The 26,301-nt window shown below is 60.9% G+C and carries 27 protein-coding genes; 11 read left to right on the top strand and 16 right to left on the bottom strand.

Features of this window, described 5'->3' with window-relative positions; genetic code table 11:
* Positions 1-313: 313 nt before the first annotated feature.
* Entirely contained in the window at positions 314-1,150 is an 837-nt protein-coding gene (locus A3AU_RS0119380; RefSeq protein ID WP_027054332.1) for a universal stress protein, read from the bottom strand.
* A 168-nt stretch (positions 1,151-1,318) separates the two neighbouring features.
* Here A3AU_RS0119380 and A3AU_RS0119375 point away from each other — a divergent pair, with 168 nt between their 5' ends.
* A complete protein-coding gene (locus A3AU_RS0119375; RefSeq protein WP_027054331.1) occupies positions 1,319-1,717 on the top strand; it encodes a c-type cytochrome in 399 nt (132 codons plus the stop codon).
* 177 nt (positions 1,718-1,894) lie between these two features.
* On the opposite strand, the gene A3AU_RS0119370 is transcribed toward A3AU_RS0119375, so the two are convergent.
* Positions 1,895-4,576 carry a bifunctional acetate--CoA ligase family protein/GNAT family N-acetyltransferase gene (locus tag A3AU_RS0119370; protein WP_027054330.1) on the bottom strand — a complete coding sequence of 894 codons (2,682 nt, stop codon included), beginning with the start codon at positions 4,574-4,576 and terminating at the stop codon, positions 1,895-1,897.
* Between the two features lie 149 nt (positions 4,577-4,725).
* Between A3AU_RS0119370 and A3AU_RS0119365 the strand changes: the two genes are divergently transcribed.
* The 3 genes from A3AU_RS0119365 to A3AU_RS0119355 are packed head-to-tail and all read left to right on the top strand — an operon-like array spanning position 4,726 to position 5,853.
* Positions 4,726-5,112 (top strand): DUF302 domain-containing protein, encoded by a 387-nt coding sequence (locus A3AU_RS0119365; protein WP_027054329.1) that lies wholly within the window; start codon positions 4,726-4,728, stop codon positions 5,110-5,112.
* Positions 5,109-5,234, top strand: a complete 126-nt coding sequence (locus tag A3AU_RS1000000140775; RefSeq protein WP_272481094.1) for a hypothetical protein — start codon at positions 5,109-5,111, stop codon at positions 5,232-5,234. Before A3AU_RS0119365 ends, A3AU_RS1000000140775 begins: the two co-directional genes overlap by 4 nt.
* A gap of 28 nt (positions 5,235-5,262) precedes the next feature.
* Positions 5,263-5,853, top strand: a complete 591-nt coding sequence (locus tag A3AU_RS0119355; RefSeq protein ID WP_027054328.1) for an NAD(P)H-dependent oxidoreductase — start codon at positions 5,263-5,265, stop codon at positions 5,851-5,853.
* 144 nt (positions 5,854-5,997) lie between these two features.
* On the opposite strand, the gene A3AU_RS0119350 is transcribed toward A3AU_RS0119355, so the two are convergent.
* From A3AU_RS0119350 to A3AU_RS01000000135700, 3 genes are all read right to left on the bottom strand, one after another.
* A complete protein-coding gene (locus A3AU_RS0119350; protein WP_027054327.1) occupies positions 5,998-6,486 on the bottom strand; it encodes a cupredoxin domain-containing protein in 489 nt (162 codons plus the stop codon).
* 118 nt (positions 6,487-6,604) lie between these two features.
* Positions 6,605-7,588, bottom strand: a complete 984-nt coding sequence (locus A3AU_RS0119345) for a zinc-dependent alcohol dehydrogenase family protein (protein ID WP_027054326.1) — start codon at positions 7,586-7,588, stop codon at positions 6,605-6,607.
* 89 nt (positions 7,589-7,677) lie between these two features.
* Positions 7,678-7,851, bottom strand: a complete 174-nt coding sequence (locus A3AU_RS01000000135700; RefSeq protein ID WP_154674617.1) for a hypothetical protein — start codon at positions 7,849-7,851, stop codon at positions 7,678-7,680.
* 231 nt (positions 7,852-8,082) lie between these two features.
* Between A3AU_RS01000000135700 and A3AU_RS0119335 the strand changes: the two genes are divergently transcribed.
* Positions 8,083-8,730 carry a helix-turn-helix domain-containing protein gene (locus A3AU_RS0119335; RefSeq protein WP_027054325.1) on the top strand — a complete coding sequence of 216 codons (648 nt, stop codon included), beginning with the start codon at positions 8,083-8,085 and terminating at the stop codon, positions 8,728-8,730.
* 44 nt (positions 8,731-8,774) lie between these two features.
* Complete coding sequence (locus A3AU_RS0119330; RefSeq protein WP_027054324.1) at positions 8,775-9,290, top strand: GNAT family N-acetyltransferase; 516 nt, start codon at positions 8,775-8,777, stop codon at positions 9,288-9,290.
* A 154-nt stretch (positions 9,291-9,444) separates the two neighbouring features.
* Here A3AU_RS0119330 and A3AU_RS0119325 read toward each other — a convergent pair whose 3' ends face one another.
* The 5 genes from A3AU_RS0119325 to A3AU_RS0119305 form a co-directional block, all read right to left on the bottom strand.
* Positions 9,445-10,620 carry an acetate/propionate family kinase gene (locus A3AU_RS0119325; protein ID WP_027054323.1) on the bottom strand — a complete coding sequence of 392 codons (1,176 nt, stop codon included), beginning with the start codon at positions 10,618-10,620 and terminating at the stop codon, positions 9,445-9,447.
* Positions 10,621-10,682: 62 nt separating this feature from the next.
* Positions 10,683-13,064, bottom strand: coding sequence for a phosphoketolase family protein (locus A3AU_RS0119320; RefSeq protein WP_027054322.1), 2,382 nt, complete (start codon positions 13,062-13,064; stop codon positions 10,683-10,685).
* A gap of 289 nt (positions 13,065-13,353) precedes the next feature.
* Positions 13,354-16,017 (bottom strand): magnesium-translocating P-type ATPase, encoded by a 2,664-nt coding sequence (gene mgtA / locus A3AU_RS0119315; protein WP_081709599.1) that lies wholly within the window; start codon positions 16,015-16,017, stop codon positions 13,354-13,356.
* Positions 16,018-16,027: 10 nt separating this feature from the next.
* On the bottom strand, positions 16,028-16,837 hold the full coding sequence (locus A3AU_RS0119310; protein ID WP_027054320.1) for a universal stress protein: 810 nt from the start codon (positions 16,835-16,837) through the stop codon (positions 16,028-16,030).
* A gap of 578 nt (positions 16,838-17,415) precedes the next feature.
* Positions 17,416-18,168 carry an SDR family NAD(P)-dependent oxidoreductase gene (locus A3AU_RS0119305; protein ID WP_027054319.1) on the bottom strand — a complete coding sequence of 251 codons (753 nt, stop codon included), beginning with the start codon at positions 18,166-18,168 and terminating at the stop codon, positions 17,416-17,418.
* A gap of 366 nt (positions 18,169-18,534) precedes the next feature.
* On the opposite strand from A3AU_RS0119305, the gene A3AU_RS0119300 reads away from it, so the two are divergent.
* On the top strand, positions 18,535-19,077 hold the full coding sequence (locus A3AU_RS0119300) for an Hsp20/alpha crystallin family protein (protein WP_027054318.1): 543 nt from the start codon (positions 18,535-18,537) through the stop codon (positions 19,075-19,077).
* A 54-nt stretch (positions 19,078-19,131) separates the two neighbouring features.
* Here A3AU_RS0119300 and A3AU_RS1000000138990 read toward each other — a convergent pair whose 3' ends face one another.
* Complete coding sequence (locus tag A3AU_RS1000000138990) at positions 19,132-19,326, bottom strand: hypothetical protein (protein WP_027054317.1); 195 nt, start codon at positions 19,324-19,326, stop codon at positions 19,132-19,134.
* 464 nt (positions 19,327-19,790) lie between these two features.
* Between A3AU_RS1000000138990 and A3AU_RS0119290 the strand changes: the two genes are divergently transcribed.
* Positions 19,791-20,222 carry a DUF2267 domain-containing protein gene (locus A3AU_RS0119290; protein WP_032917727.1) on the top strand — a complete coding sequence of 144 codons (432 nt, stop codon included), beginning with the start codon at positions 19,791-19,793 and terminating at the stop codon, positions 20,220-20,222.
* Positions 20,223-20,333: 111 nt separating this feature from the next.
* Entirely contained in the window at positions 20,334-20,465 is a 132-nt protein-coding gene (locus A3AU_RS1000000140770) for a hypothetical protein (RefSeq protein ID WP_272481093.1), read from the top strand.
* Between the two features lie 175 nt (positions 20,466-20,640).
* Here A3AU_RS1000000140770 and A3AU_RS0119280 read toward each other — a convergent pair whose 3' ends face one another.
* Positions 20,641-21,222, bottom strand: coding sequence for a hydrolase (locus A3AU_RS0119280; RefSeq protein WP_245235522.1), 582 nt, complete (start codon positions 21,220-21,222; stop codon positions 20,641-20,643).
* Between the two features lie 89 nt (positions 21,223-21,311).
* Here A3AU_RS0119280 and groL point away from each other — a divergent pair, with 89 nt between their 5' ends.
* Together groL and A3AU_RS0119270 are read left to right on the top strand one after the other, a co-directional pair.
* Positions 21,312-22,934 carry a chaperonin GroEL gene (gene groL, locus A3AU_RS0119275; RefSeq protein WP_027054314.1) on the top strand — a complete coding sequence of 541 codons (1,623 nt, stop codon included), beginning with the start codon at positions 21,312-21,314 and terminating at the stop codon, positions 22,932-22,934.
* Positions 22,935-23,000: 66 nt separating this feature from the next.
* Positions 23,001-23,189, top strand: coding sequence for a hypothetical protein (locus tag A3AU_RS0119270; protein WP_027054313.1), 189 nt, complete (start codon positions 23,001-23,003; stop codon positions 23,187-23,189).
* Here A3AU_RS0119270 and A3AU_RS0119265 read toward each other — a convergent pair.
* From A3AU_RS0119265 to A3AU_RS0119250, 4 genes are all read right to left on the bottom strand, one after another.
* Positions 23,186-24,022, bottom strand: a complete 837-nt coding sequence (locus A3AU_RS0119265; protein ID WP_027054312.1) for a universal stress protein — start codon at positions 24,020-24,022, stop codon at positions 23,186-23,188. The two genes, A3AU_RS0119270 and A3AU_RS0119265, sit on opposite strands and share 4 nt — an antisense overlap.
* Positions 24,023-24,067: 45 nt before the next feature.
* Entirely contained in the window at positions 24,068-24,895 is an 828-nt protein-coding gene (locus A3AU_RS0119260; RefSeq protein WP_027054311.1) for a universal stress protein, read from the bottom strand.
* 73 nt (positions 24,896-24,968) lie between these two features.
* Positions 24,969-25,394 (bottom strand): DUF3775 domain-containing protein, encoded by a 426-nt coding sequence (locus A3AU_RS0119255; RefSeq protein ID WP_081294377.1) that lies wholly within the window; start codon positions 25,392-25,394, stop codon positions 24,969-24,971.
* The gene (locus tag A3AU_RS0119250; protein ID WP_245235521.1) at positions 25,372-26,289 is read right to left on the bottom strand and encodes a DNA-binding protein; all 918 of its coding nucleotides are present in this window, start codon (positions 26,287-26,289) and stop codon (positions 25,372-25,374) included. Before A3AU_RS0119250 ends, A3AU_RS0119255 begins: the two co-directional genes overlap by 23 nt.
* Positions 26,290-26,301 lie beyond the last annotated feature (12 nt).

Genomic DNA, 26,301 nt, shown 5'->3' with positions numbered 1-26,301 from the left:
CCCCGAGGGTAACGTTCGGCGTCTAGCGGTAGCTGCGCCCATGCGTGGCTTGAACAGAGGGCCAAAGCGACGCTCGCCGCCAACTTGACCAAGGTTTTCTGCATTGCCTTACTCCGTCATCGATCGAAGCATTTTACCTCGCCGATCGCAGCCCGGCTTTGCGTTAGGTCAACGCCAATTCACGCGACGTTTCTGGATCGCCCCGCGACGGCCCTGGGAGACAAACGCCGAAGCCACCTCGTCGCTGGCTAGGATAAGATCCAGGCCATCCGCCATCGCCCTGAGAGGACTATGCAAGCGCAGCGTCTTACGCTCAGCGAGCCATGATGATCGGCAATCCCGGGTTCTCGATCATTGACCTGGTCACACCTCCGAAGATCCGCTCGCGCAACCGAGAATGACCGTAGGCGCCCATGACCATGAGCTCGGCGCTGGTGTCGACCGCGTGCTGGCGAAGAACTTCGCCGATCGAGTGATTTGAACTCGGCAGACGCTCTACCGTAACCTTCGCGCCATGACGGGAGAGATAGGTCGCCACGTCCGCCCCGGGTTCGTCGCCATGGTGCCGTTCATCCTCGATCGGGTCGACCATGACCACGCGCACCTCATCGGCCCTTGACAGGATGTCGAGCGATTCCCGCACGGCACGCGCCGCCTCCAGACTGGCGTCCCAGGCGACAAGGACGTGTTTTGGCTTCAACGTTGCGCGCGCTCCTTTCGGGACCAGCAAGACCGGCCTCCCGGACGAGAACAGTGCACCGGCAACGATCTTTTCCTTGAGCATCTGGCTTGCGAGCACTTCCGGTCCGACAATGGTCAAGTCGGCGTAGCGGGCGCGCCGGCCGATGACGTCATCCGCCCAGGACTGCTCGGGGTAATCGCTGCTGAGGTCAGTCGATACGGGGATCGCCGACAGCATTTTGGAAACGGCCGAGGTCCGCTTCTGAAGCATTTCCATTTCGACCTCTCGCTCCGCGAGCCAAGCCGGCGAAACCACCTCGGCATATGCTCCGCCAGCGGGAGGCGCCGCGATGACCAGAACAAGCGCCGAGAGATGGGCATTGATTTCTTCGCACAGGCCGGCGGCAAGCTTCAGATCATCGTCTCCCTGATCGGCCCCTGTAACCGTGAGCAATGTCTTGAATGGCATGGCGGCGTCTCCTAGTTCGGGAAAGATTCCCAGTGGACTTAGCCGTAGCCAGCAGCTCGGATTCCTTCCTTGCGCTAAATCAAATCGATCGCTTAGCAGGATTGATCCCGATCAACGTCTGCGTGGGCGACACGCCTTAGCCTGATTCATTGGCTGGAGGCGGATTCGATGAGATTCTGGACGACGATGGGTCTTTTTACGCTGACGCTGAGCACCGCGGCGGCACAACAGATGAGCAATGGGCAGCAGGAATATCTCAACTCCTGCGCCGTCTGCCACGGCGCGGACGGCAGGGGCGACGGACCAATGGCCGACGTATTGCGGAAGCGCCCCGCGAATTTGACGACGCTTACGAGGGGCAATGGCGGGGAGTTCCCCTACTGGCGGGTCTACGCGACGATCGACGGCCGCGGCCTCGTTCCAGAGCATGGCGCGCGCGACATGCCCGTTTGGGGCAATCAGTTCCTGCCCGACGACGTGAAGAAGTACGGTCCCTACGGCGGCGAGGCCGTAACCACGGAACGCATTCAAAACCTTGCCGGTTACGTTCAGACGCTCCAGCGCTAGCAAGACTTGCAGGGCTTCAGCGGCGAGGCCGAAGAATGATGCAACCAAAATCAGGGGGGAACACCTGGCATAAAATCGATGCGGACGAAATCACCGCCGAGAGGATGGCCTTGGTCGAGGCCGCTGCTTCAACTACTGCCAGCTTCAGAAAGACCGGATGACAGGCCTTGGCGTCGCTTAGATGATCTCCAAAGTCGCAACAGAAAGGCCCGGCTCGCTGGGATGGTGAGCAACCGAGAATCCAAACTCCCGGCACATTGTAAGCATCTTGCTGTTTTCGTTGAGGACTATGCCCTCGATGCGACCGATGCCTTCAGCCTTCGCATAGTCGATGACCTGGTTCAGGAGGTCCCATCCGAGGCCATGGCCCTGCAGGTCCGACCGCACGAGCAGCGCATATTCGCCAGTCCGGTGATCGGGATCGCAGGAAAGCCGGCCGATTCCGGCCAGCGCTCCCGTTTCCTTTTCAAGCGCGACGAAGGCGATGTCGCGATCATAGTCCAGCTGGGTGAGCCGCTTCAGCATCTGGTCCGGAAAGTTCTTCCGCACGGACAGGAATCGCAGCCGTAGATCATCGGGCGAAATCTTGGCCAGGAACGCGGGATAGAGCGCGACGTCAACCGGCTTGATCGGTCTGATGTGGAAGGAGAAACCGTCAGAGACAAAATCGCGACTCCATCCTGACGGATAGGGCCTGATCGCAAGAGCCGGGTTTGGCGCCGCTTCATCCACCCGTCGTGGGTCGATTTCGATGCGGGCGTCAAGCGCAATCACCCCCTCTGCGTCCGCCAGCAGCGGGTTGATGTCGAGCGACACCAGGCAAGGGAAGTCGACGATTATTTGCGACAGGCCGTTCAGCGCGGCGATGATCGCATCGCGGTTGGCCGGCTTGCGATCGCGATAACCGGCTAGCAGGCGGCTTACCCTGGTCGCGTCGATCACGTCGCTAGCCAGCACATCGTCCAGCGGCGGCAGGGCGATCGCGGTGTCATTCACAACCTCGACCGCTGTGCCGCCGGCGCCGAACAAAATGACCGGGCCGAACATCGGGTCCAGGTTCATACCCAAAATGAGCTCCTGTGCATGCTTGCGCACGACCATGGCTTGCACGGTGTAGCCGTCCACCACTGTCCCTGGTGACTGCGTGCGCAGGCTTGTCTCGATCGACTGGGCGGCCTCCGCAGCCTCGTCGGCGGTCGCAATATCGAGGACCACGCCGCCGACGTCCGACTTGTGCGAAACCACCTTCGACAGCAATTTGACGACCACTCTTTCAGAGTTTTCGAGAAGCTGGCCGGCTGCCTGCGCCACTTCAGAGGCAGACCTTCCAACAATGGTTCGCGGCACAGGGATGCCGTAGGCGGCGATTGCCGCTTTTGCTTCCGGCTCCGTCAGCATGCGTCGCCCTTCGGTGGCTACTTGCCTGAAGATGGCATGCGCCGCTGCCTTGCCGGCAGCCTGGCCTTCAGTCCAGCTTGAGGGCGCACGCAGGAGCGCCCGCTGAGCCCGCGACCATTCGCTGAGATAGGACGCGGCGATCGCCGCATCCTCCGGCGTTTCGAAGCTCGCAATGCCGGCTTCCGTCAGGATGCGCCTGCCTTCGTTGGCGGTGCGCTCGCCGAGCCAGCACGCCAGCAGCGGTTTTCCTCCGATCTCGCCCTCGTCGCCGAGCTCGGCCACCTTCCTGGCCGCTTCTGCCGAAGAACCAAGCCCGGTGGGGCAGTTCATCACCAGGATGACGTCCGTCCCCCGATCCGCCGCCAAGGCTTCGAGCGCCGCCCCATAGCGCTCCGGTGCCGCGTCCCCGACGATGTCGATCGGGTTCGCGTGCGACCAGGTCGGCGGCAGCACACGGTCGAGCTGCGCAATGGTCGAAGGCGCAAGTTCAGCTAACTCGCCACTACGATCGACGAGCTTGTCGACGGCAAGAACGCCGGCGCCGCCGCCGTTTGTGACGATGCCGACGCGCGCCCGCTCGAGCGGAGAATAGCGCGCGATCGTTTCAGCGGCATCGAACAACTCAGCGAGATCATCCACACGCAGCACCCCTGCCCGCCGCAGCGCGGCGTCCACCACCCTGTCCGCGCCCGAAAGCGCGCCTGTGTGTGTCGCCGCCGCCCTGGCCGCCTGTTCGTGCCGGCCAGGTTTGATTGCGATAACCGGCTTGAGGCGTGCAGCCGCCCGTGCGGCAGACATGAACTTGCGCGGATTGGGTATGGTTTCGAGGTACATCACGATAGCTCGCGTGTGAAAATCGCCCGCCAGCATGTCGAGGCAGTCGCCGACGTCGACGTCCGCCATGTCGCCGAGGGAAATGATCCGGGAAAAGCCGACATTGTTCTCGGCCGCCCAGTCGATCAGCGATGTGGCGATCGCGCCTGACTGCGAGATCAGCGCGATGTTCCCAGGCTTCGCGGCCATATGGGCGAAACTGGCGTTGAGCTTCGCTGGAGGGACTATCAACCCGATCGTGTTTGGCCCGATGATCCGCATAAGCCAAGGTTTGGCTGCATCGAGCATCGCCTGGCGCAGTCCGTTCCCGTGATTGAGCCCCGCCGTGATGACAACGGCGGCACGTGTCCCCTTCTCAGCAAGCTCGCGCACGATCCCGGGAACGGTGTCGGGAGGGGTAACGATCACGGCCAGGTCGGGAATGCCCGGCAGGTCGGCAACACTGCCGTAGCAGCGGTGGCCGGCCACCTGTGAGTGTTTGGGATTAACCGGCCAGATCTCTCCCTCGAAGCCGCCGCTGACAATGTTGTCGAAGACAACGCAACCGACCGAGCCAATGCGCCCGGTCGCGCCGATGACAGCGACGGATTTCGGCGAAACGGCATATTCAAGATTTCGGATTGTCATTCCGGAAAACTCCTCACCGCCACATTCACCGGAGGCGGCGAACATTCATTGCGCTGGATCAAAGCTTCACCGGCACCCTGCGGCTAGCTAGAGCGACGACGCGACCAAGCTGCTCTGAGGGCGAAGGTATTTCGTTGAAGGAAGATCCGATGAGTTACTATTTCAGCAGAAACCTCGACATGCCGTTTGCCGCGGCGATCGAACATGTCACCAAAAAGCTTGCCGGTAAGGGCTTCGGCATCCTGACAAGGATAGATGTCCAGCACACGATGAAGGTCAAGCTGGGCGTCGATTTCAAGCCCTACATGATCCTTGGCGCCTGCAATCCGCATTTCGCATGGCGCGCACTGCAGGCCGAGGACAAGATCGGCGCGATGCTGCCTTGCAACGTGATCGTGACCGAGATCTCGCCAGGCAAAGTCGAAATTGCCGCGGTCGATCCGGCAGCGGCGATGGGGTCCGTCAAAAATCCAGCACTTGCCGAAACAGCAAAGGATGTCCGGTTGTTGCTGCGGGAATTGATCAGCGAACTTTGACGGCCGACGCCATGGGCGGCACGGTGCTGGAGAACTTTGCGCGCGGCAAAGCGGAACGAAATCTCAAAGCGCTGACCGACATGGCACCGCACGTCGCGCATCGTGAAGCCGCGAATGGCTAGCAGTCCCTCAGTTGGTAGGAGCCAAGTGGTGCCACGCCGTATCCTCGTTGTCATCGGCCATCCCGACCCGTCTCCCGACCGGCTCTGCCGGGCCTTGGCTTCCGCATATACCGAAAGCGCGGAACGCGCTGGTCACACCGTGCGCAAGATCGACCTCGCCTTGCTGGACTTTCCGATGCTCCGGACGATGGAGGAGTTCGAGCATGGCAAGATTCCCGACAGCCTAAGAGAGGCCACAGAGGCAGTCGTCTGGGCGGAGCATTTCGTCTTTATCTTCCCGCTTTGGCTGGGCACCGTGCCGGCCATGCTGAAGGCTTTCCTGGAGCAGGTGATGCGACCAGGCACGGCATTCGCCTACCCGGCCAAAGGCGAAGGTTTCGCCAAATCCTTGCTGCGTGGCCGCTCCGCCCGCCTGGTGGTGACGATGGGAATGCCGGCGGCCGTTTACCGGATATGGTTCTTCAGCCACGGGATTGCCGGCATGCGGCGCGGCATTCTCAACTTTGTCGGGATCAGGCCGGTGCGCGAAACCTTGTTCGGCATGGTCGCAAGCGCCAGCGACGCGAAACGCGCTAAGTGGATCGGGCGAATGGGCGAACTCGGCCAGCGAGGGCTTTGAGACGCTGCTCCGGAAGTCGCGAAGGCAATTTGGATTGCCGACGCGGCAACAAATGCCGGAGCCACTAATCTTGGTGTGCGCCCAAACTTCGGGAACCTGTCCATCCGGGCAGGCAGCGACGATCGCGGACCTCGGCCGACCAGCCTATGGATTGACGGTAAATTCGGCCCACATGCCGGCGCCGTAGTGGCCTGGCACGTTACAGATGAGCAGGTACTTTCCCGCTTGCAGGTCAACGGTCAAAGCGCCTGATTTGCCCGGATCAAGTTCCGAAACCTCCCCCTTGTCGCCAGCCTTGTCTTCGTCGACCCGGTTCTCGGCGTCAATGTAAGGGAGCGGCTTTTTCGGGTCGGCAAGGAACATCACGATCATTTCGTGAATGGTATCCTTGGAATCGTTCTTGACCTTGAAAGTGACCTTTCCGGCCTTCACCGCGCCGGGCGAGACCTTGAGGCCCATGGTAGCTTTTGAGATGTCCAGTCCTGGCGTCGCGTAGGCGAGGCCCATCGGCATCTCCGTACTCGCGCCCTTGTCCCAAAGAGAGACCTGGACAAGCGAAGCAGCCCAGACCGAACCGGTAGTGCCGGCCATCAGCATGGCGACGGCAATTCCCAGCTTGGAAACGGTGTTCATATTGATCCTCCATCAGTACGACAGCACAAGCGCTGACATCGTCTATCCACACTGCTCGCGCGGTCGTCCGCTGTCCTTGCGCTAAATCAAACTGGCCGGCGCCAACTTATCCGCGGCATCATGGCGTCAGGACAGCGGCGCCGCTCAGCCTGCCCATCCGCAAATCGTCCAGCGCCTGATTGGCCTGCTCGAGCGGATAGACTTTTGTGTGCGTGCGCACCTGAGCACGCTGTGCCATCGGAAAGAACTCTTCCGCGTCACGGCGAGTGAGATTGGCGACTGACACCAACTCTCTTTCTTCCCAGAGAAGTCGGTAGGGCATCGATGGGACGTCGCTCATATGGATACCGCCGCAGACCACGCGGCCGCCTTTGCGTACAGCCCGCAACGCCGCGGGCACCAGTTCGCCAACCGGTGCGAAGATGACCGCCGCGTCAAGCTCGGCGACGGGTAATTCATCGGACGACCCTGCCCAGACAACGCCCAACGAGCGCGCGAATTGCTGGGCCTGGGTGTCGCCGGAACGTGTGAAGGCGAATATCTCTCGTCCCTGCCAGATCGCGACCTGGGTGATGATATGTGCTGCGGCACCGAAGCCATAGATGCCCAGTCTTCGGCCGTCGCCCGCCTTCTTGAGGCAGCGCCAGCCGATCAACCCTGCACACAGGAGCGGCGCCAGCGACACCGGGTCCGCCACGGCGTCGAGCTCGAAAGCGAAATGCTGATCGGCAACGACATGGCTCGCGAAGCCGCCGTCGCGGGTGTAGCCGGTGAAGAGCGGCTCGTCGCAAAGATTTTCGGCGCCAGCGACACAATAGGGGCAATGCCCGCAGGTATGTCCGAGCCAAGGAACGCCTACTCTCTGGCCAAGCCGAGACGGCGACACGCCCTCACCAACCAGATCCACGATGCCGACGATTTCGTGGCCTGGGACAAGCGGCAACTTCGGGCGCGGCAGATCCCCGTCGACGACATGCAGGTCGGTCCGGCAGACCGCACAGGCTTCGACCCTGAGCCTTATTTCACCCGGTCGCGGCGTAGGGTCGGGGCGATCGGTGGCCTTCAAAGGAGTGCCCAGCCTCTCCAGCACCATTGCCTTCATGAAACACCTCAGTCCGGAAATGATTGTGGCTAAGTCTGCCGCCCGCTCGGCAAAAAAGTGGGAAATGCATTACCCGATGGGGATTGGCATTATCGGGAGTGCTTGCTCTCCATCGCGCGCGGCCTGGTGCGATCACTGAAGCCATGGCTCGCCGCGACGTGACTGCGCTTCCGAGCGGAAAGCATCTCGAAATAAAGGCCTAAGGCCGCAAGATAGGCAAAGCCGAGCATCCCGGCCCAGATTTCGATGATGTCGGAGGTCATGGTCAAATTCCCTGTCTGCATGGTTGGTTCTGACCGGATAATCGCCCAGCCAATTCATGCCGGCCTTGATCGTGGTCAATCGCATGAAGCGCGCGACTTGCTCGGCGAGGGCTGGAGGGATCTTGGGCTTTCGAGCTCGGCCTAAGTAGTTTCCCGTAGGGACATAACCGAATTTCGGCGTGGCGGGATTTGCGCGATTGCTGTTGTCACGAATTCACCGGGACCACAGCCATGTACGCTCAAGCCTCCGCCAAGATTGAACTGCCGTCATACCTCCTCCAGCAGAACCCGGCTGCCATCTTTGACGGCGCGACCGTGCAGCCGCTGAGCTTCTTCTCGGCAGGCGCCGAGATCTACGCCCAGGGCGAAAAGGCGGGTGCCCTCTACCAGGTCGAGTTCGGCGCGGTCCGCATCTACCGCCTGCTCGCCGACGGCCGCAGGCAGATCAGCGCGTTCCATCTGGCGGGAGAGACCTTCGGCTTCGAGGCCGACCCCACTCACCATTTCTTCGCCGAAGCGATCAACGCAACCGGTGTCCGGGTCTTCCGCGCTCCATCAGGCACGGACATGTCGCGCCAGCTTCTGCCTCTCGCACTCAAAGGCCTGACCCGGGCGCAGGAACATCTTCTGGTACTTGGCCGCCAGAACGCCATCGAGCGCGTAGCGGCATTCTTCATCGAAATGTCGGAGCGTCAGGGCGGACTGCGGCAGGTGGAACTGCCCATGTCGCGAAACGACATTGGCGACTATCTCGGCCTCACAATCGAAACCGTCTCGCGGGTCTTCACCCGTCTGAGAGAGAAGGGTGTGATCCGCCTGCTCAGCCTTCGCAGCATCGAAATCATCAAGCGGGACACGCTGCTGGCGATGGGGGAATGAGGCATTCGAGCCCGTTTCACGCACCAATCCTGAAAGGGACGACAATGAAAAGCACGCTCACCACGCACACGGGATTTCGGTTCGAAGTGCGCCGCGCTCGCCCCGACGACGAGCAGCTCGTCGCGGAGTTCTTCAAGCATGTAACGCCAGAGGATTTGCGCTTCCGTTTCCTCGGCGCGTTGCGGGAAGTGTCGCATGAGCGCTTGGTGGCGATGACCCGTTCCGACGATCCCCACATCCATAACTTTCTCGCCTTTTCGACCGACGGAATGCTGATCGCGGTAGCGACGCTCGCAGCCGATCCGGCCGACCGCCGGGGCGAAGTCGCCATTTGCATCCGCGAGGACCGCAAACATCTCGGCGTCGGCTGGGAGTTTCTCGGCTATATAGCGCGTTACGCCGACGACCATGACATCGAGACGATCGAGTCGATCGAGAGCCGCGAAAACCGCGCAGCGATCGAACTTGAACGCGACATGGGTTTCACCGTCAAAACCGACCCCGACGACCCGACACTCGTCTTGGTTCAGCGGAAGCTCGGCGCCAAGTTGGCGAGCTAGATACCATCTTGGCTTTCAGTCCTTGGGGAGTCCGCCGTCAGATCTTGAACCGGTAGCGGGCCGACGAATGGCTTCCCCCCCCTGAGGGATACCCACGCGTGAGTGGACAACTCTGGCACGTGAGCGGCGCCCCGCCAACTGGCGGCTGTCGTGATCAAACCGCCTCGAACTCGAGCAACTCTGCAGCCACCGCACGCTCTTCGTCCGCTGCGATGACCAGAACATCGACAGGGGAATCCCCGGTGCTGATCAATTCTTCGCTGTCTGCGTTCAGCTCCCTGTCGATCGCAACGCCCAGCCATCCAGCAGCTTCGCAAATCCCCTGTCGGATCACCGGCGCATGCTCGCCGATGCCCGCGGTGAAGACGAGCGTGTCGAGGCCTCCGAGCGCCGCTGCGAGCGACCCGACCTCACGGCCGACGCGATAGACGAAGAGATCGACGGCGCGCATCGCCGCGGGGTCATTCGACGCAAGCAGCGTCTGCATATTCCCGGAGATGCCGGATACCCCCAGCAGGCCGGATCGCTCGTAGAGCAAGTCGATCAGTCCATCGGATGACATCTTCCGGTCGTGCAGGAGGTGCAGGAGGACGCCAGGATCGATCGCGCCGCAACGCGTACTCATGACGAGGCCGTCTAGCGTCGAGAAACCCATCGTGGTGGCATGGCTTGCGCCTGCCTTCATCGCACACAGGCTCGCTCCGCTGCCAAGGTGGGCAACGATCGTTCTGCCACCGGCGGCTGCGCCGTAACGGTTGCGGAGCTCGCTCGCGATATGGCTGTAGGACAGCCCATGGAACCCATAGGACACGATGCCTTGCTCCGACATCTCATGCGGCAAGCCATAAAGTCTTGCGAGCTCGGGCTGCGTCGCGTGAAAGGCGGTGTCGAAGCAGCCGACCTGCGTTGCGCCGGGCAGAAGGCGGCTGGCCAAGCCGACCAGTTCCAGGTTGATTGCTTGATGAATCGGGGCGAGCGGCGCGAGCCCGCGCAAGGCATCGAGCGTGCGCTGATCGAGCCGCGTTGCGCGAACAAACTCCCGACCGCCATGCACGATGCGGTGTCCGACCTTGCGCACCCGGCGCAACAGGCCACGGTTTGCCAGATAGGACGCAATGGCTTCGAATGCCTTGTCGATGGAGATTGGTTGTTCGCCTAGGCTCCTGTCGAACGGTGGCGTTGTTGCCGTGGGCGCGACGTGAAGCCTGGGCCGCTCGCCCATAGACGAGACACTGCCGCGCACCAGCAGATGAAGCTCGTCGCGGCCTTGAAAGGCGGCGAACTTCAGGCTCGACGAGCCGCCGTTGAGGACAAGAATTACATCCGTCACGGTCGGCTGGCCCCGCCCACTGTTGCGGGTCCGATCCTGTCAGCGTGGCGCTTCGCCATCGACTACTGCTCCCACTTCCAACCGAGTATCTCGGGCATGTCTTGCCCGTGCTCGCGGATATAGGCCTGATGCTCGATCAGCTTGCCTTCCATGGCCTGTTTCAGCCGAATATGCGCGCCGGCCGGCTCGGGGATGCGCTCGAGAACGCCGAGCACAAGGTGGTAGCGGTCAAGCCCGTTCAGCACGGTCATGTCGAAGGGCGTCGTTGTCGTTCCTTCCTCATTGTAACCGCGTACATGGATGTTGTCGTGATTGGTCCGTCGATAGGTCAGACGATGGATGGTCCATGGATATCCGTGGTATGCGAAGATGACGGGCTTGTCCCTGGTGAACAGCGCATCGAACTCCCGATCCGAGAGACCGTGCGGATGATGTTCCTTTGGCTGCAGGGTCATCAAATCGACGATGTTGACGACACGAACCTTGAGGTCGGGAATGTGGCGTCTGAGGATCTGCACAGCAGCCAGCGTCTCGAGCGTCGGCACGTCGCCGGCGCAGGCCATCACCACATCCGGCTCGGCCCCTCGGTCGGTCGATGCCCAATCCCATATGCCGATGCCGGCGTTGCAGTGGACCTTCGCCTCATCGATGGACAGCCATTGCCAGGAATTGGCCTTGCCGGCGACGACGACATTGATGCGGTTCCATGTCCGCAGCACATGGTCGGTCACGCAAAGCAGGCTGTTGGCATCCGCCGGCAGATAGACGCGCACGACGTCCGCCTTCTTGTTCAAGGCCACGTCGATGAAGCCCGGATCCTGATGGCTGAACCCATTATGCTCCTGCTGCCAGACATGGCTGGACAACAGATAGTTCAGCGAAGCGATCGGCCGCCGCCAGGCGAGCTTGCGGCAGGCATCTAGCCATTTCGCATGCTGGTTGAACATGGAATCGACGATGTGCGTGAAGGCCTCGTAGCACGAGAAGAAGCCGTGGCGCCCGGTAAGCAGGTAACCTTCCAGCCAGCCCTGGCAGGTGTGCTCGGATAGAATCTCCAGAACCCTGCCTTCCCGCGCCAGGTGCACATCCTCGGGAAGTATCCTTTCCATCCAGGCGCGCTCCGTCACCTCGAATACATCCTGCAAGCGGTTCGAAGCCGTCTCGTCCGGCCCGACGATTCGGAAGTTCCTGCTGCCCTGGTTCAACGTCAAGACATCGCGCAGGAAACTACCCATGACCCGGGTCGACTCCGCCTTGACATCCCCGGGCCGCTCGATCGGGACGGCGTGCTCATGCAAGCCAGGCAATTCCAAGGACCGACGCAGCAGGCCGCCATTGGCATGCGGATTGGCGCTCATGCGCCTTTCACCTTCCGGCGCGGTGGCGCGGATCGCGGCCACAGGCGCGCCGGCGCCATCGAAAAGCTCTTCAGGCCGGTAGCTTCTCATCCACTCTTCAAGCATCTTCAGATGCGCGGGGTTTTCGGCGAGGCCGGCAAGTGGAACCTGGTGGGAACGCCAGAAACCCTCGGTCTTCAGTCCATCTACCTCCTTGGGACCAGTCCAGCCCTTCGGGCTTCGAAGCACAATCATCGGCCATTTCGGCCGCGGCTGTGCCGACTTTAGGCCGCCGCGGGCCGCATCCTGGATTGCCCTGATGTGGTCAAGGGCATCGTCGAGCACAACTGCCATGCGCTCATGCATCAAGGCCGGATCGTCGCCCTCGACAAACAGCGGCTCGTAGCCATAGCCAATGAACAGCGCACGCAGTTCTTCCTCGGGGATGCGAGCCAGAATCGTGGGGTTGGCGATCTTGTAGCCGTTGAGGTGGAGGATGGGCAGCACCGCGCCGTCAAGCGCCGGATTGAGGAACTTGTTGGAATGCCAGGAGGTGGCGAGCGGCCCAGTTTCCGCCTCTCCGTCACCCACGACACAAGCGACGACAAGGTCCGGGTTGTCGAAGGCCGCGCCATAGGCATGCGAAAGCGCATAGCCGAGCTCGCCGCCTTCATGAATCGAGCCGGGAACATCGGGCGCCGCATGACTTGGGATGCCGCCTGGAAATGAGAACTGCCTGAAGAGCTTCTTCATTCCGGCCTCGCCCAAAGTAATGTCCGGATTGGTCTCGCTGTAGGTACCCTCAAGATAGGTGTTTGCCACAATCGCCGGCCCGCCATGACCAGGACCGCAGACATAGATGACATTGACATCGCGCTGCCTGATCGCCCGATTGAGATGCGCGTAGATGAAACTGAGGCCAGGTGACGTTCCCCAATGGCCCAGCAGCCTCGGCTTGACATGTTCCAGCCGGAGAGGCTCGCGAAGCAGCGGATTGTCGAGCAGGTAGATCTGTCCGATGGTCAGGTAGTTGGCGGCGCGCCAGTAGGCATCGATGTCATGCAATTCCTGGGCGGACAAGCGACTGGTGCTGGGATGCTCGGTCATTTTCGTTCCTTCGCTGGTTCCAAACCGACGCGGGCTGAGGCACAACGCGTCGATGCTGCCACTGGTTCACGACGGGGCGGTGTCAACACCGGTCGCCATCGATCTATCCGGCGAAGGACGATCGAGCCTTGATCCATCGCAAATGCGGAGGCAGGCGTATCTGAACGCGCCCCGAGTTGTCGCTTCATCTCGCGAAGGCAACGCAGGGCGCCTTTGATTCAACGCAACGAACATTGGGAAGCCAGGCAGCATCCTGGTCGTGATTGGAGCCGCTCCACTATAATGGTCTTCACTGTTTGGACCTGAGGACCTTCCGGCTTTGCAGCAATCTTGCAGTTGGTCGATGTGCCCGGCTGCCATGCTCGAAAACCCACCCCTTCGTCAATTCCGAAACAAGGACATAGGCGGCCGAAATTGAAAGAAGGCCTGCAAGTACCGACAGTGGAAGAGGGACAAACCCAAACCAAGCGGCGAACCGCATGTAGGGCATGGTCACGGCGACGATGCCAACCGCGAGCGCGAGGCATGCCAACAACCTGCTCGGACGGCTTAGCCAGAATGTCTTCCGCGTACGCACGACCAGGAGAATGGAAAGTTGGGTGAGCAGTGATTCCACAAACCAGGCAGTCTGGAATTCTGCGGCTGCGGCATGCACCACGACGAGAAGGAAGGCGAAGGTCGCGAAATCAAATAGGGAGCTCACCAGACCGAAACTTACCATGAAGCGCCTGACGAAACGGATGTCCCAGTGCTGCGGCCTGCGCAGCTGGTCGGCGTCGACATTGTCACTCGCTATCGCTAGGGCCGGGATATCGGAAAGGAAGTTGTTCAGCAGGATCTGCTTGGCCAGCAGCGGTAGGAAAGGCAGGTAGAGCGACGCGGCGGCCATGCTGATCATGTTGCCGAAATTGGCGCTGGTCGTGATGGAGATGTATTTCATCGTATTGGCGAACGTCTTGCGGCCATCGTCGACGCCCCGCACCAGTACACCCAGGTCGCGCTTGAGCAGGATAATGTCGGCGGCCTCCCGAGCCACATCGACAGCCGTATCGACCGAAATGCCAATGTCGGCTTCATGCAGCGCCGGCGCGTCATTGATGCCGTCGCCGAGATAGCCGACGACGTGCCCACTCCGGCGCAATGCTTCGACAATATGCTCCTTCTGGTTCGGATCGATCTCGACGAAGAGATCGGTATTGCGGACACCGGCCAGGAGGCCATTTTTCGTCATTTTCGACAGGTCTTCGCCGGTCATGATCCTGTCGGACCGCAGACCTACAGCCTCGGCCAGGTGGGCGGCGACATAGCGGTTGTCGCCGGAAATGACCTTTACAGCGATGCCCCTGCTGGCAAGAGCAGACAGCGTTTCACGCACGCCCTCCTTTGGCGGATCGAGAAACAGCAGGAATCCCGCAAATGTCATCGCCGTTTCGTCATCGCGGCTGAAGCCCACATTGTCCTGGTATCGCCGGATTGCCAGACCCAGAACACGATACCCTTGCCCGCTCCAGCGCCTGAACCTCTCGTCGATGGCTTGGCGTTCCGCCGCGCCCAGGGATTTCTGGCCGTCTGAACCTCGCACAAAGACACAGGCATCGAGAACGTTCTGTACGGCACCTTTGGTGATCAGTATCTGTTCGTCCTTTCCTCCCTTCACGGCGACCGACAACCGCTTGCGAACGAAATCGTATGGGATTTCGTCAAGCTTGGTGAAGCCGCGCAGATCATCCTGTCCTGGCTGGGCATTCGCTATTGCCTCGTCGAGGGGATTCTTCAGCCCGGTCTGCAAAGTCGCGTTCAGCCGTGCCCAGAGCAGAACCTCCTTAGAAGCATTACCCTCGACATCGAAAGATCCGTCGAGGTGAATGACGCCTTCCGTCAGCGTTCCGGTCTTGTCTGTGCACAGCAGGTCCATGCTGCCGAGGTTCTCGATCGCATCGAGGCGACGCACGATCACACCGCTGGCGGCCATCATCCGCGCGCCCCTGGCCAAAGTGACGCTGATGATCGCGGGAAGCAGTTCGGGCGTCAGTCCAACGGCGAGGGCAAGCGAAAACAGCAGCGATTCGATCAAGGGCCGATGCAGCAGCAAGTTGGCGAAGAACACCAGGATGACGATCACAAGCATGATCTCGGTCATCAGATATCCGAACATCCTGATGCCGCGGGCGAACTGGGTCTCGGGAATCCGCCGCTCCAAAGCCTCGGCGATCAGTGCAAACTCGGTGCGCGCTCCCGTGGCCACCGCAAGTACCTTCGCCGTCCCGCTGCGAACCGACGTACCGGTGAAGACGGCATTCGTTCGTTGTGCGATGCCAGCTTCAGGAGCAGACCGGCCAGCGGACTTCACGACCGGGAACGTCTCGCCGGTTAGGACGGATTCGCTGACATTGAAATCCCGCGCCTCCAGGATCACGCCGTCGACGGGAATGAGATTGCCAGCTGACAGGCAGACGACATCGCCTGGGACGATGTCCTCGACATTGATCATGCGTTCGAGGCTATCACGCAGCACGGTTGCCTTGCGGGAAACACGCTGCTGCAGCGCCTCCATAGCGCGAGAGGCACCGTACTCCTGGGTGAAGCTGAGGACGCAGCTAGCCAGTACAATCGCGCCGATAATCGCGGCTTCACGGGCCTCGCCGACAAACATCGACACGGCTGCGGCAAAGACAAGGATCAGCACCAGCGGGCTGCGAAACTGGCGGGCAAAGACTGCCAACGCCGAACCGGCGGAGCGCGACGCCAATGCGTTTGGACCGAATTTCCCGAGCCGGACCGCCGCGTCGACGCTCGAAAGACCGGACGTGGTGGTCTCCAGTTCCGCCACCAACTGATCTGTCCCGAGCGACCAATAGGGGCTCTGGGCATGATCGGGAGAACGACCGATCGAATGGCCTTCGTTTGCCATGGCGTTCGGCCGCTCCGCCTCGTCTGTCGCACGGGTCACCATGGCCATCCCGTCAGTTGGACAGGAGGCGATTGACGCTGCCCTCGCCGATCAGCGAGCGTGTAACGCCGCCAAAGGCCCATTCTCTCAGCCGGCTGTGACCATAAGCTCCTGAAACGATCAGATCCGCATGAATCGATCGCGCAAAGGTCAACAACCTGTCGGCGTCAGCATCGCCAGCGACAGTTTCCGTTCGCGCCGTGATGCCGTGTTGCTCCAGAAAGGCCGCGACATCGGCAAGGCTGTCTCGAACATCTTCCGCGGATTCGGATTGCATGGTGGCGACAACAACCTCGTTGGCTGCAACCAGAAACGGCAAGGAATCGGACAAGGCCCTTCGCGCTTCCCGGCTGTCTTTCCAAGCGACAAGCACAGTCTTGCCCAGCATATGTTCGGCATTGGCCGCAGCGACCAGCACTGGTCGACCGGCGCCAAGAACGAGGCTGCCAATATCGACCGCGCGGTAGACATCCTCGCCGCCGTCGGCAGTCACGATTAGATCGGCCGAGCGGGCCACCTGGCCCAAGGCGCGGGTCGGGCCGCAGACATACTGGATCCACTCGCTGCTGACCGCGGCCGGAACGAGCTTTTCGAAAATGCCGTGCATCTCGGCCAGGCGCTTTTCGATTTCGGTGCGTTGGATCTGCATCACCTCGCCTTCGTAGACCAAGCCTTCTCCTGTCGAAACCAGAGGCGGAACATCCGCGGCCGCAAGGCCGACGAGGTGAGCATCGAAGCGCTGCGCGAGCTCCGCTGCGAGCTTGACGATCGGTGCGGGGTCTGTGTCCACGGCCAGGTTGACGACAATCGTTTTGTAGGACATGCGGGCACCTCGCTTGAGCAAAGGATAGCCTCCTGATTGCCATCTCGTGGCATGTGATGCCTTGATGTCGGTCAAACGGCGGAGCCTCGTGTTTGCGAATGGATGCATGGGTGCTGAACCAGCGATCGCCAGCGTTCTTCCAGGTGCAGGATGAGATGTGAGCAATAGGGACCTAGCTTCCGCAGACACCACAAGATGGGCGTCGGCAGCCTATCCCATCTGGTGCGCATGGCATTGGTTGCCGACCCGAAAAGCTAGTTTGGGTCTCGCAGAGCATCCGGATCATTTTCATCCGTGTTCCACGGACGCCAGTGGGTGGGATGGACGTCGACGCGTGCGCCGGTCGCAGCATTTCTCCAACCCATCGGCTCCCTCCTGCAAGGGAATATCAGCACGTGCACACCGTCTTGATCAAAGACAGCCAGTTGAAGACTGGGGCCAAGTGGCGCGCTGGCGACGGGATTCCACATCGGATTACCTTGATCCAAGCGATGGCTGGACGCTTTGATTTGAATCATTTCTCGACAGGCACCGCTTCCCGCAGCATCGTTTCTGTGACGCATGGCGGCCTTGGCGGATCATCTCGCTGTGTATCCGCCGTCGATCAGGTGGTAGCTGCCGGTTATGAAGCTTGCCTGGCTTGATAAAAGGAAACAGGTAAGCGCGGAGACTTCCGTGGGTGTACCCAGCCGCCCGACCGGGTGCAATTCTGCCAGACTTTCTATCACGTCCGGATCCAGATTCTTGGTCAGCAACGGCGTGTCTATGAAGGCCGGGCCGATGGCATTGATACGGATGTTTCGCGCGGCGAACTCCATCGCCGCGACCTTCGTCAGCCCCACCAGCGCATGTTTGGTCGCCACATAGGCACAGGCCTTCGGCCTTCCAACCGAACCCAAGACGGACGACATGTTGACGATGGCTCCGCCTTCTCCCGTCTCGAGCATGGCGGCAATCTCGTATTTCAGGCAGTAGAAGACACCGTTGAGATTCACATCGATGATCTTGCGCCAATCCTCCAGCGGATAATCGGCCGTGGTTTCGCTTGGCCCGCCGATACCGGCGTTGTTAACCGCGAGATGCAGTCCCCCGAACTCTTTCACGGCGAAGTTGGCCATCTCTCTGACCGACTCGGCGTCGGCGACATCGACCTCGAAGGCGAGCGCACTCCCGACCTCAGACGCGATCCGCGTAACGGTGTCCACCGCTGAAGAATGGTCGATATCCGCGACGACGACATGCGCTCCACGGGTGGCCAGTTCAAGGGCAATGGCTGCGCCAATTCCCGATCCGGCCCCGGTGACGATCGCCGTTTTGCCTTTGAAATCCATGTTCGTAAGACTCCGTTTGATCAGGTAGCCAATAGCGATCGCTGAAGGTCAGTGCCTTGACCGCAGTCAAATCGAGATCGCATTCCTGTGCGGCGTGGCATTGGAGGATGTTTGAGCTGAGTTCGGCTTTCTTCGTCTTATTTGACGCCGATCAAGGATCGCTGCTCATCCCCAGGCTTTGATGACTATCTCGACAGGCCAGTCATGAATTGGCGATGCGACGAGTCCTGCACATGGGAGTCGCGGAAAATTGCCGGTTCATCCCCTGGCGAGCGAGCTCGCTATCACCGCTCCGGTGCCTCCTGGGAGGAGGTGGAAGAGCGGAGGCAGCAACTTGTCCAGAAATCTGTCTAAAGGAGACGAACAATGGCTGAAGCTGCTACCAAACTGCCCGTGAAATCCGAGAAGAATGCTCCTGCCGCCCCCAGGTCGGACAACTGGATGGGGCCGTTCGAGAGTCTGCGTCGCGAAGTCGATCGGCTTTTCGACGATTTCCACCCCTTCGATTTCCGTTTGCCCTCCACGCGTTCGCTTTTCGGTCGCGACCTGCCGGCCTTGCGCAGCGATGCCTGGTCGGTGGCGCCGGCCATGGACCTCGTTGAAAAGTCCAACGGATTCGAGATCACCGCTGAACTGCCCGGCATCGACGAGAAGAACGTCGACATCAAGCTCACCAACCGCGTCCTGACGATCAAGGGCGAAAAGAACGAGGAGAAGGAGGAAAAGGAAAAGGACTACTATCTCTCGGAACGCCGCTACGGCTCGTTCCAGCGGTCATTCCAGTTGCCCGAAGGGGTCGACGCCGACAAGATCGACGCCAGCTTCACCAAGGGCGTGCTTACCGTGAAGCTGCCCAAGACCCCCGAAGCGCAGAAGGCCGAAAAGAAGATTGCCGTCAAAGCCGCTTGACCGCGCGAATGTTTGCTTCCTCAGCGCGACCGCACTGAGGAAGCTTTCGTCGAGTTAAGCTGCAGGGTCCTCGATCTTCGAAGGCCCGTCTTGCTCGGTAGCAGTATCAGCCTGATGAATCGCGATTTCGAGCTTGTGCTTTTCACGGGCAAGCAGAGTCTCGACCACCCGCCGCTTTTCCGGGTCGGTTTCTCTGGCGAGCAGGTCTTCCAAATGGGCGATATTGGCCCTTGCGATGAACCGGTCCACGACAGTCCCTTCAATTATCGCTCAGACGCATGCGGGCGTGAGGTTACACCCGGCGCCGTCGGTATCCTACCCCATTTGTTCACCTGCAGGATTGCGGGCCTGGTCTAGGCTCGATTGACATCGCTGCGCGCCAGACGTCTTCGGAAAGGTCAAAGTCTGGTGCTCCAACGACGATTTCGGGATGGGCCGGCATCCCCACGTCGCGCGGCAAGGAGCGGCTGCGCATCACACCGCTGCCCTTACATTCGGATGAGTTAATCGCCGCACGATGCGCCCGCGGAGACCTGGGATGCGCTTGGCAAACCGTTGTGCCCCGACGGGCCGTCCGGCCGTCGCCAAGGGCGACCGGATTGCCCAGTTGCTGGTGAACAGGGCAGGCGGCTGAAGAACGCAAAAACTTGATCCCGCGCAATGCGCCCGGATCGCGACAACGCAAGATGCAAGCAGATTGAAGGATGACAACCATGACACATTCTGTTTCGCACGCGTCCATCGCACATGCCGCCGAGCAGGCGCAGCAATGGGTGAACGAACTCGCCAAGGATCTGGACTGGAACGAGCAAAGCGCCTTCCGCCTGTTGAAGGCGGTCCTCCACACCGTGCGCGACTGGCTTTCGCCGGAAGAAATGGCTGATCTGTCGGCTCAGTTGCCAACGCTGATAAGAGGCATCTATTTCGAAGGGTGGAACCCGGCCGAGCCGGCATGGGAACGCACGAAGCGCGACTTCGCCATCTGCGTTCGCAACAGCTTTGGCTACGAGCCCGAGATCGACGTGGACAGGGCTATAGGGGCGGTGTTCCGGCTCCTCGACCGGCACATCTCCCACGGCGAGATCGTTCAGGTCCGCAATTCGATGAAGAAATCGCTGCGAGAGCTTTGGCCGAAGGATAAGTGATGTTTCGCGATCGTTGCGGCGCGGCGAACCCATGACCGCCGAAGACCAGCGCAACAATGTCAAGCGCGCCGCGTCAGTCTGGCCGCGCTGATTGGCGAGGGCCATTCCCAGGTGATCACGCATGGCAACCGTCCGCAGGTCCGCTTGGTCGCTGTCACCGACAAGGATCTGGCAAGCTCGCTGCTGGCGCGCCAGTTGAACGCCGGTATGCTGTTGATGCTCACGAATATCGACGCGGTCTAGATGGGTTGCGGCACGCCGGCTGCCCGGGCACCTGCGCACGTCGGAGCAACAGAGCTTTTGGGAAGGATTTCTCCGCTGGCTCGATGGGACCCAAGATCGGTGCCGCGACCGAGATCGCCAAGCGGCGCCGGGGCACCTGGTTTGAACCTTGAGACTGACGCGAGCCGAGCCGGCTTCAGGCGATCTTCGCCACGCCGACGACATAGTTCTTGCCATAGGCCGCGGCGCATTTCGGGCAGGTCGTGTAGAAGAAATATACATCGGCAGCCTTGGGATTGCGTTGGCGCGCAAGCTCAAGCATTTCCTCGTGCCAGCCCCTCACCTGCTCGAACGCCCCTTCGAAAACCTTGGTGATGAAGTCGCCCGTGAGCGTGGTCATTTCCTCCCCCGGCACGGCTTTCGATATCGAGAAAAGATGCTCGCTTGTCCACGGCGACAGATCGCGGCTGAGAACGATATACTGGCCCTCGGCGGAGGCGCCGGCGTCGTCGATGTGCTCGCTGGCGCGGGCAAAAACGCTGCCCATGTTCACCGGAACATGCATGACGCTGTGGGTTGTCGCCCTCACGAACGGCTTGTCGGTGAAGTGCAATTCTTGATCGTCCCAGCCGCCCGGGTTGAATTTGGGGCAGCAGCCCGTCGTGTTGACGCTGGCGTCGTAGTGCGGTGTTTCGTTCGTCCGCATGACTACCTCCTGATGTGACCAAGCGGCAGCAGAGCAGCCAAAGACTTTGTCGGCATTGATCCCGGTCAACACGATGTGTCGCCATTGGCGCTATTGATACGCATCAAAGCCCGTCGGCGATAGCACAGCTATGTGAATAGGTCTGACACCGGGAGACGACCATGGCTCACAAACAGGTACTGTTCCGCTCGGCGGCGCGCGAAAAGATCCTTCGCGGTACGACCCAACTTGCAGACGCCGTGCGAGTAACGCTCGGTCCGCGTTCGAAATCGGTTCTGATCGAAAGGAAATGGGGAGCCCCGATCGTCTGCAACGATGGAGTGACGATCGCCAAGGAAATCGACTTGAAGGACCCCGAAGAAAATCTCGGCGCCCGCATGTTGAGACAGGCAGCCGAGAAAACTGGCGACATGGTCGGCGACGGAACGAGCACAGCAACTATCCTTGCCCACGCAATATTCGCCGACGGCGTTCGCAATGTGGTCGCCGGCGCCAGCGCAATCGACATTAAACGCGGTCTCGACCGCGCGGCGAAGCGCGCGATCGAGACACTCAAACAGATTTCGCGCCCGGTCTCGACGAGGCGCGAGAAGGAACAGGTGGCGACGATCTCCGCTCACAACGATCCTCTCATCGGCCAGCTGATCGGCGAGGCCATGGAGAAGGTCGGGGGCGAAGGAGTCATCACGGTCGAAGAATCGAAGACCACCGAGACCGTTCTCGATGTGGTTGAAGGCATGCAATTCGATCGCGGTTTTCTCTCTCCTTATTTCGTGACTGATGCCGAGAAGATGGAAGCGGTGCTTGAGGATGCGCTCGTGCTCATCGTCGAAAAGAAGATCTCCACGCTCAACGATCTCATCAAGCTGCTCGAGGCCGTGGCCAAGTCAGGCTCGCCTTTGCTGGTGATCGCTGAGGATGTCGAGGGCGAGGCTCTGGCTACGCTCATCGTCAATCAGATCCGCGGCACTTTCAAGAATTGTGCCGTGAAAGCGCCCGGCTTCGGCGATCGTCGCAAAGCCATGCTGCAAGACATTGCCATCCTGACGGGCGGGCAGGTGATTTCCGAAGACCTGGGCCTCAAGCTCGAGAACGTTGCAATGGCCCAGCTTGGGCGCGCGAAGCGGGTGGTCGTTGATAAGGACAACACCACCATCATCGGCGGCAGCGGCGACCAGAAGGCCATCAAGGGACGCGTCGAGCAGATTCGGCGAGAGGTCAGCGATACGACCAGCGATTATGACCGTGAGAAGCTCCAGGAGCGGCTTGCGAAGCTAGCCGACGGCGTGGCCGTCATCAAGGTGGGCGCGCCGACGGAAGCCGAAATGAAGTCCAAGAAGGAAGCGCTCGACGACGCCATCAGCGCCACCAAAGCGGCAGTCGCGGAGGGCATCGTGCCTGGTGGCGGGCTGGCTTTGCTGCGCTGCATTGGCCCGGTCACCGAGGAAGAAGCGCGTTGCGAAGGCGACGAGCGCACCGGTGTCCAGATCCTGAAGCGCGCGCTCGAAGTGCCCGTGCGGCAGATCGCCGAGAATTCCGCCGTCGACGGCGGAGTGGTCATCGCCAGAATGATGGAAGGCAAGGGAAATTTCGGCTTCGACGCCGGCCGCAAGGAATATGTCGACCTGGTCGAGGCCGGCATCATCGACCCGACAAAGGTCGTGCGCATCGCGCTTGAGAACGCCGTCTCGGTCGCCAGCGTGCTGCTCCTGACGGAAGCAACGATGACCGAGATTCCGGAGCCGGCCAAGGAGCGCACGCTTGAACCCGAAATGTCGATGTAGTTGGTCCGAATGACCTGAGGGACAGGAAGCGAAAACATAGGCGCCACAACCAAACGGGAATGCAAAATGGCACAGCGAATGGACAAGATCGAGGTCGGCATGGATCTGGCCGTAAGATGCCGCGTTACCGACACCTGGCAAGACAATCTAGGCGACCAATGGGTCAAGGTCCTTATCGAGGGCCATGATAAGCCTGTGAAATTGAAGGCGGTCCACTTCTACCCCTTCGACGATCGCGACTTCGCCGGCGCCTAATGCGACATCAACACCGGCAAGCGCAGATCCGATAGTATCCCCTCGGTTGCCCCACCGAGAACGAAGTCTCGTATACGAGAATGGCCCCATCCACCCATGACAAGGAGGCTGCCATTGATCCTTATGGCATGATCCTCGAGGACGGAGGCGATTTTGTTGTCGCCGGCGTGGATCAACTTGGCCGTGGCCCGGAGACCTCGTGCCGCGAGACCATTGGCCAGCCTATCCCCAGTATCTTCGCGCGATAGCGCTTTCTCATCCGTCACTGTGATGATCGATATCGTCGATGCCCGTTCCAGGAACGGCCTGGCATCGGCCACCGCCCTTGCAGCCACGCGGCTGCCGTCCCAGGCGATCACCACGTGATCGAGCGCACCGACATCTTCATCTCCCGGAAAAATCAAAGTCGGCCGACCGGAACTGAACACCACTTCCTCCGCGGTCGCGCGGATTGACTCGGTATCGCGTGTCCATCCCACCATGCAGAGATCAAAATAGCGCGCTTCCCTGGCGGCAGCGTCCCGCATGAAGGCTGGCTGAGCCTTCAGTTCCTGACAGGTCAAGGTCACCCTGCGTCGTGCAGCTTCGGCCGCGACTGTCTCCAGCAGGGCCTTGCCCCGATTCCTGCTGGCCGCATTGGCCTCGCGGATCTTCGCCGGGAGATCGAGCATCAAGCCGGACAAGGCGTTCGAGACATCCGGAATGTCGGCATTGATGACCGCCGCATCCAGAGTGGCACCGAGTTGCTTGGCCACGGCCACCGCATTCGAAGCAACTTTCGGCCCCGGCGGGTCCGGATAAGTCGGCACTAGCAGGGATGTCAACAATTGCATCGGCTTATCTCTTTCCGGGTTATGGGACAGGGCTGCTAGGGCTATTCAGTTCGACAACAGCCTGTGGAACGAGCCCGAATTGAGCAGGGATCGTGTCGCGCCCCCGAATGCCCATTCGCGGAAACGGCTATGGCCATAACCGCCGGCCACGATGAGATCGGCTCCGATACGATCGGCCTCGACGACGATCGAGTCGCCCGCCGAGACTCCCTCGCCATCAACGAAATGGGACCGGGCTGTCACACCATGCTTCATCAAATAGCGAACCACGTCCGCCACACCATCCCGCGCGGCCACCTTTCCTTCCTCGGCAGCGCTGAAGACAGTCACCTCCTTGGCATTGCTCAGGAAAGGCATCGCGTCGACCACCGCCCGCCGCGATTCACGACAATCCTTCCAGGCGACCATCACCCTCTCACCCTTGAAGGCCGAGAGGCCGTCGGCTGCGAACAGAACCGGCCGGCCCAGGGACAGCACCAACGCGCCGGGATCGACGGTTCTTTGGTAGTCTCCGGCGGCAGCCGCAGTCGGCGCCCCGGTGATCACCAGATCGGCCGCGCGCGCGTGCAGGGCAACGGCACGCGTGGGATCATCGAGTTCAGCGCGCCATGATGCTCGCTCGTCGTTGCCGACGAAGGCGAGGAACTCCTCTTTGAGCTTCTTGATCCGCTCCTCGATTTCGTGGGTTCTGACACGCAGAACCTCTGCCACCAGTGGGGCGGATTCGCTCGGCGACACTAATGTGGAAGGCTCGGCCGCCACCAACGCGATCAGATCCGCCTCGAATTTCCTCGCGATCTCCTGCGCGAAAACGAGGCGCGGCCTTGCCGGTGCATCAATATCGAGCTGGACCAGTATTGTCGTGTAGATCATATCCGGACTCCATCGGAGGCCGGTAGCTCAACACGGTCCAGAGCTTTTTGCTTTGATGCGCGTCAAGTTCGGTTCAGTCGGAGCAAGACAGCCCGAGAGCATCGAGCCCCGCCGCAAGATGGTCTCCCAGCAGCGGATTGCCGCAGAGATAGCTGGCCGTGTGTCTGTTGTGGGCGTCGGCGGCCTGCTGGCGAAGCTCGTCCCAATCGACCGCCGCACCGCTATCCCTGCCGAGCCACATCAACGCCACCAGGTCGATCTGCTCATCGATGGAGAGTTCAGAGATCAGCGAGACCAACTCTTCATGCACAGGATCATCGTCATGGTCCTGAAGCACCGCGATCTCATTGTCGTCCGTGGGATTCGATCCCGTATCCGGCTCGGTAACGGCGACCTTGACGTCGAATTCATGTGCCTTGGCGATTATGAAGCAGACTTTGCGACCGGGAACTGCCAACTCGCGCGTCTCAGTGTCTTCACTTCCGATTCCGCGTTTCATCCGATACCTCCTCTTCGTCTTCAGGGCCTTGACGTCCGCGAACGATCCGTTGCCCTCGCCACGGTCCCCGTGAGGCGGTGACCACGGTGCATCGGCCCTCCGGCTCTCCATCCTTCTCGTAGTGGATGACGACCCAATCAGACGTCTTGTCGAGCTGGTGCGCGAGTTGGGTGTTTGAGAACAGAGCCGTGAAATGCCAGCCGCCATGGCGGGCATGCAGGATGGGCAGCCAGGCGTCGCCAGTGGGATTGAAACGCTTCGGCGCTATCTTGCGCAGATGTCCTGCGGCGGCGCTGTCCCGATACATCCGGTCAACCTGCAAAAGTAGCGAAACAGGTGGGCGAGCGGCGTTGGCCTGCTGGGAAAATTTCGGCCAGCCGAGGCGTTCCGCGATAGCTGCGGTGATCATCCGCTTGCGGCGCGGTCCGAGGCCTTTCACGTGCAGCTTGCCGAACCGAACGGCCTGCTCCAGTTCCTCCAGGTTATCGATCTGGCCATCGGCGGCAAGGCGGCCTGCGAGCTTCGCGCCGATACCTGGAATACTCCGGAACAGCATCTCGGGGGCAAGTTCTCCCCGCAGGCGATCCAGTTGTGACCATCGCCCGGTGCCGACCATTTCCACGATCGCGGCGGCGATCCCGGTACCAACGGTGGGCAGGGAGACCAATCCCTCGCGGCCTTCCTGCAAGAGAATCTGATCGACCGGGCGATACAGCGTCGAGATGAAATCGGCCGCGCGCCGGAAGGCCCTGGCGCGAAATCCGCCCTCGCCCTGCTGCGTGAGGAGGTCGGCACAGTCACGCAGCCTGCCTGCAACCATCAAATTAATGGCCGGCAGGCTTGGAGATGCCACAGCTGTTGGGGTGACAGCATCAACGCTGGCCTGAGTAGTCACCCTGAACTTCCC

The sequence above is a fragment of the Mesorhizobium erdmanii USDA 3471 genome, from assembly GCF_000472705.1.
In the GTDB taxonomy this organism is placed as follows: domain Bacteria; phylum Pseudomonadota; class Alphaproteobacteria; order Rhizobiales; family Rhizobiaceae; genus Mesorhizobium; species Mesorhizobium erdmanii.
Note: the sequence above shows the minus strand (reverse complement) of the source record. Positions and strands in the feature narration are given on the sequence as shown.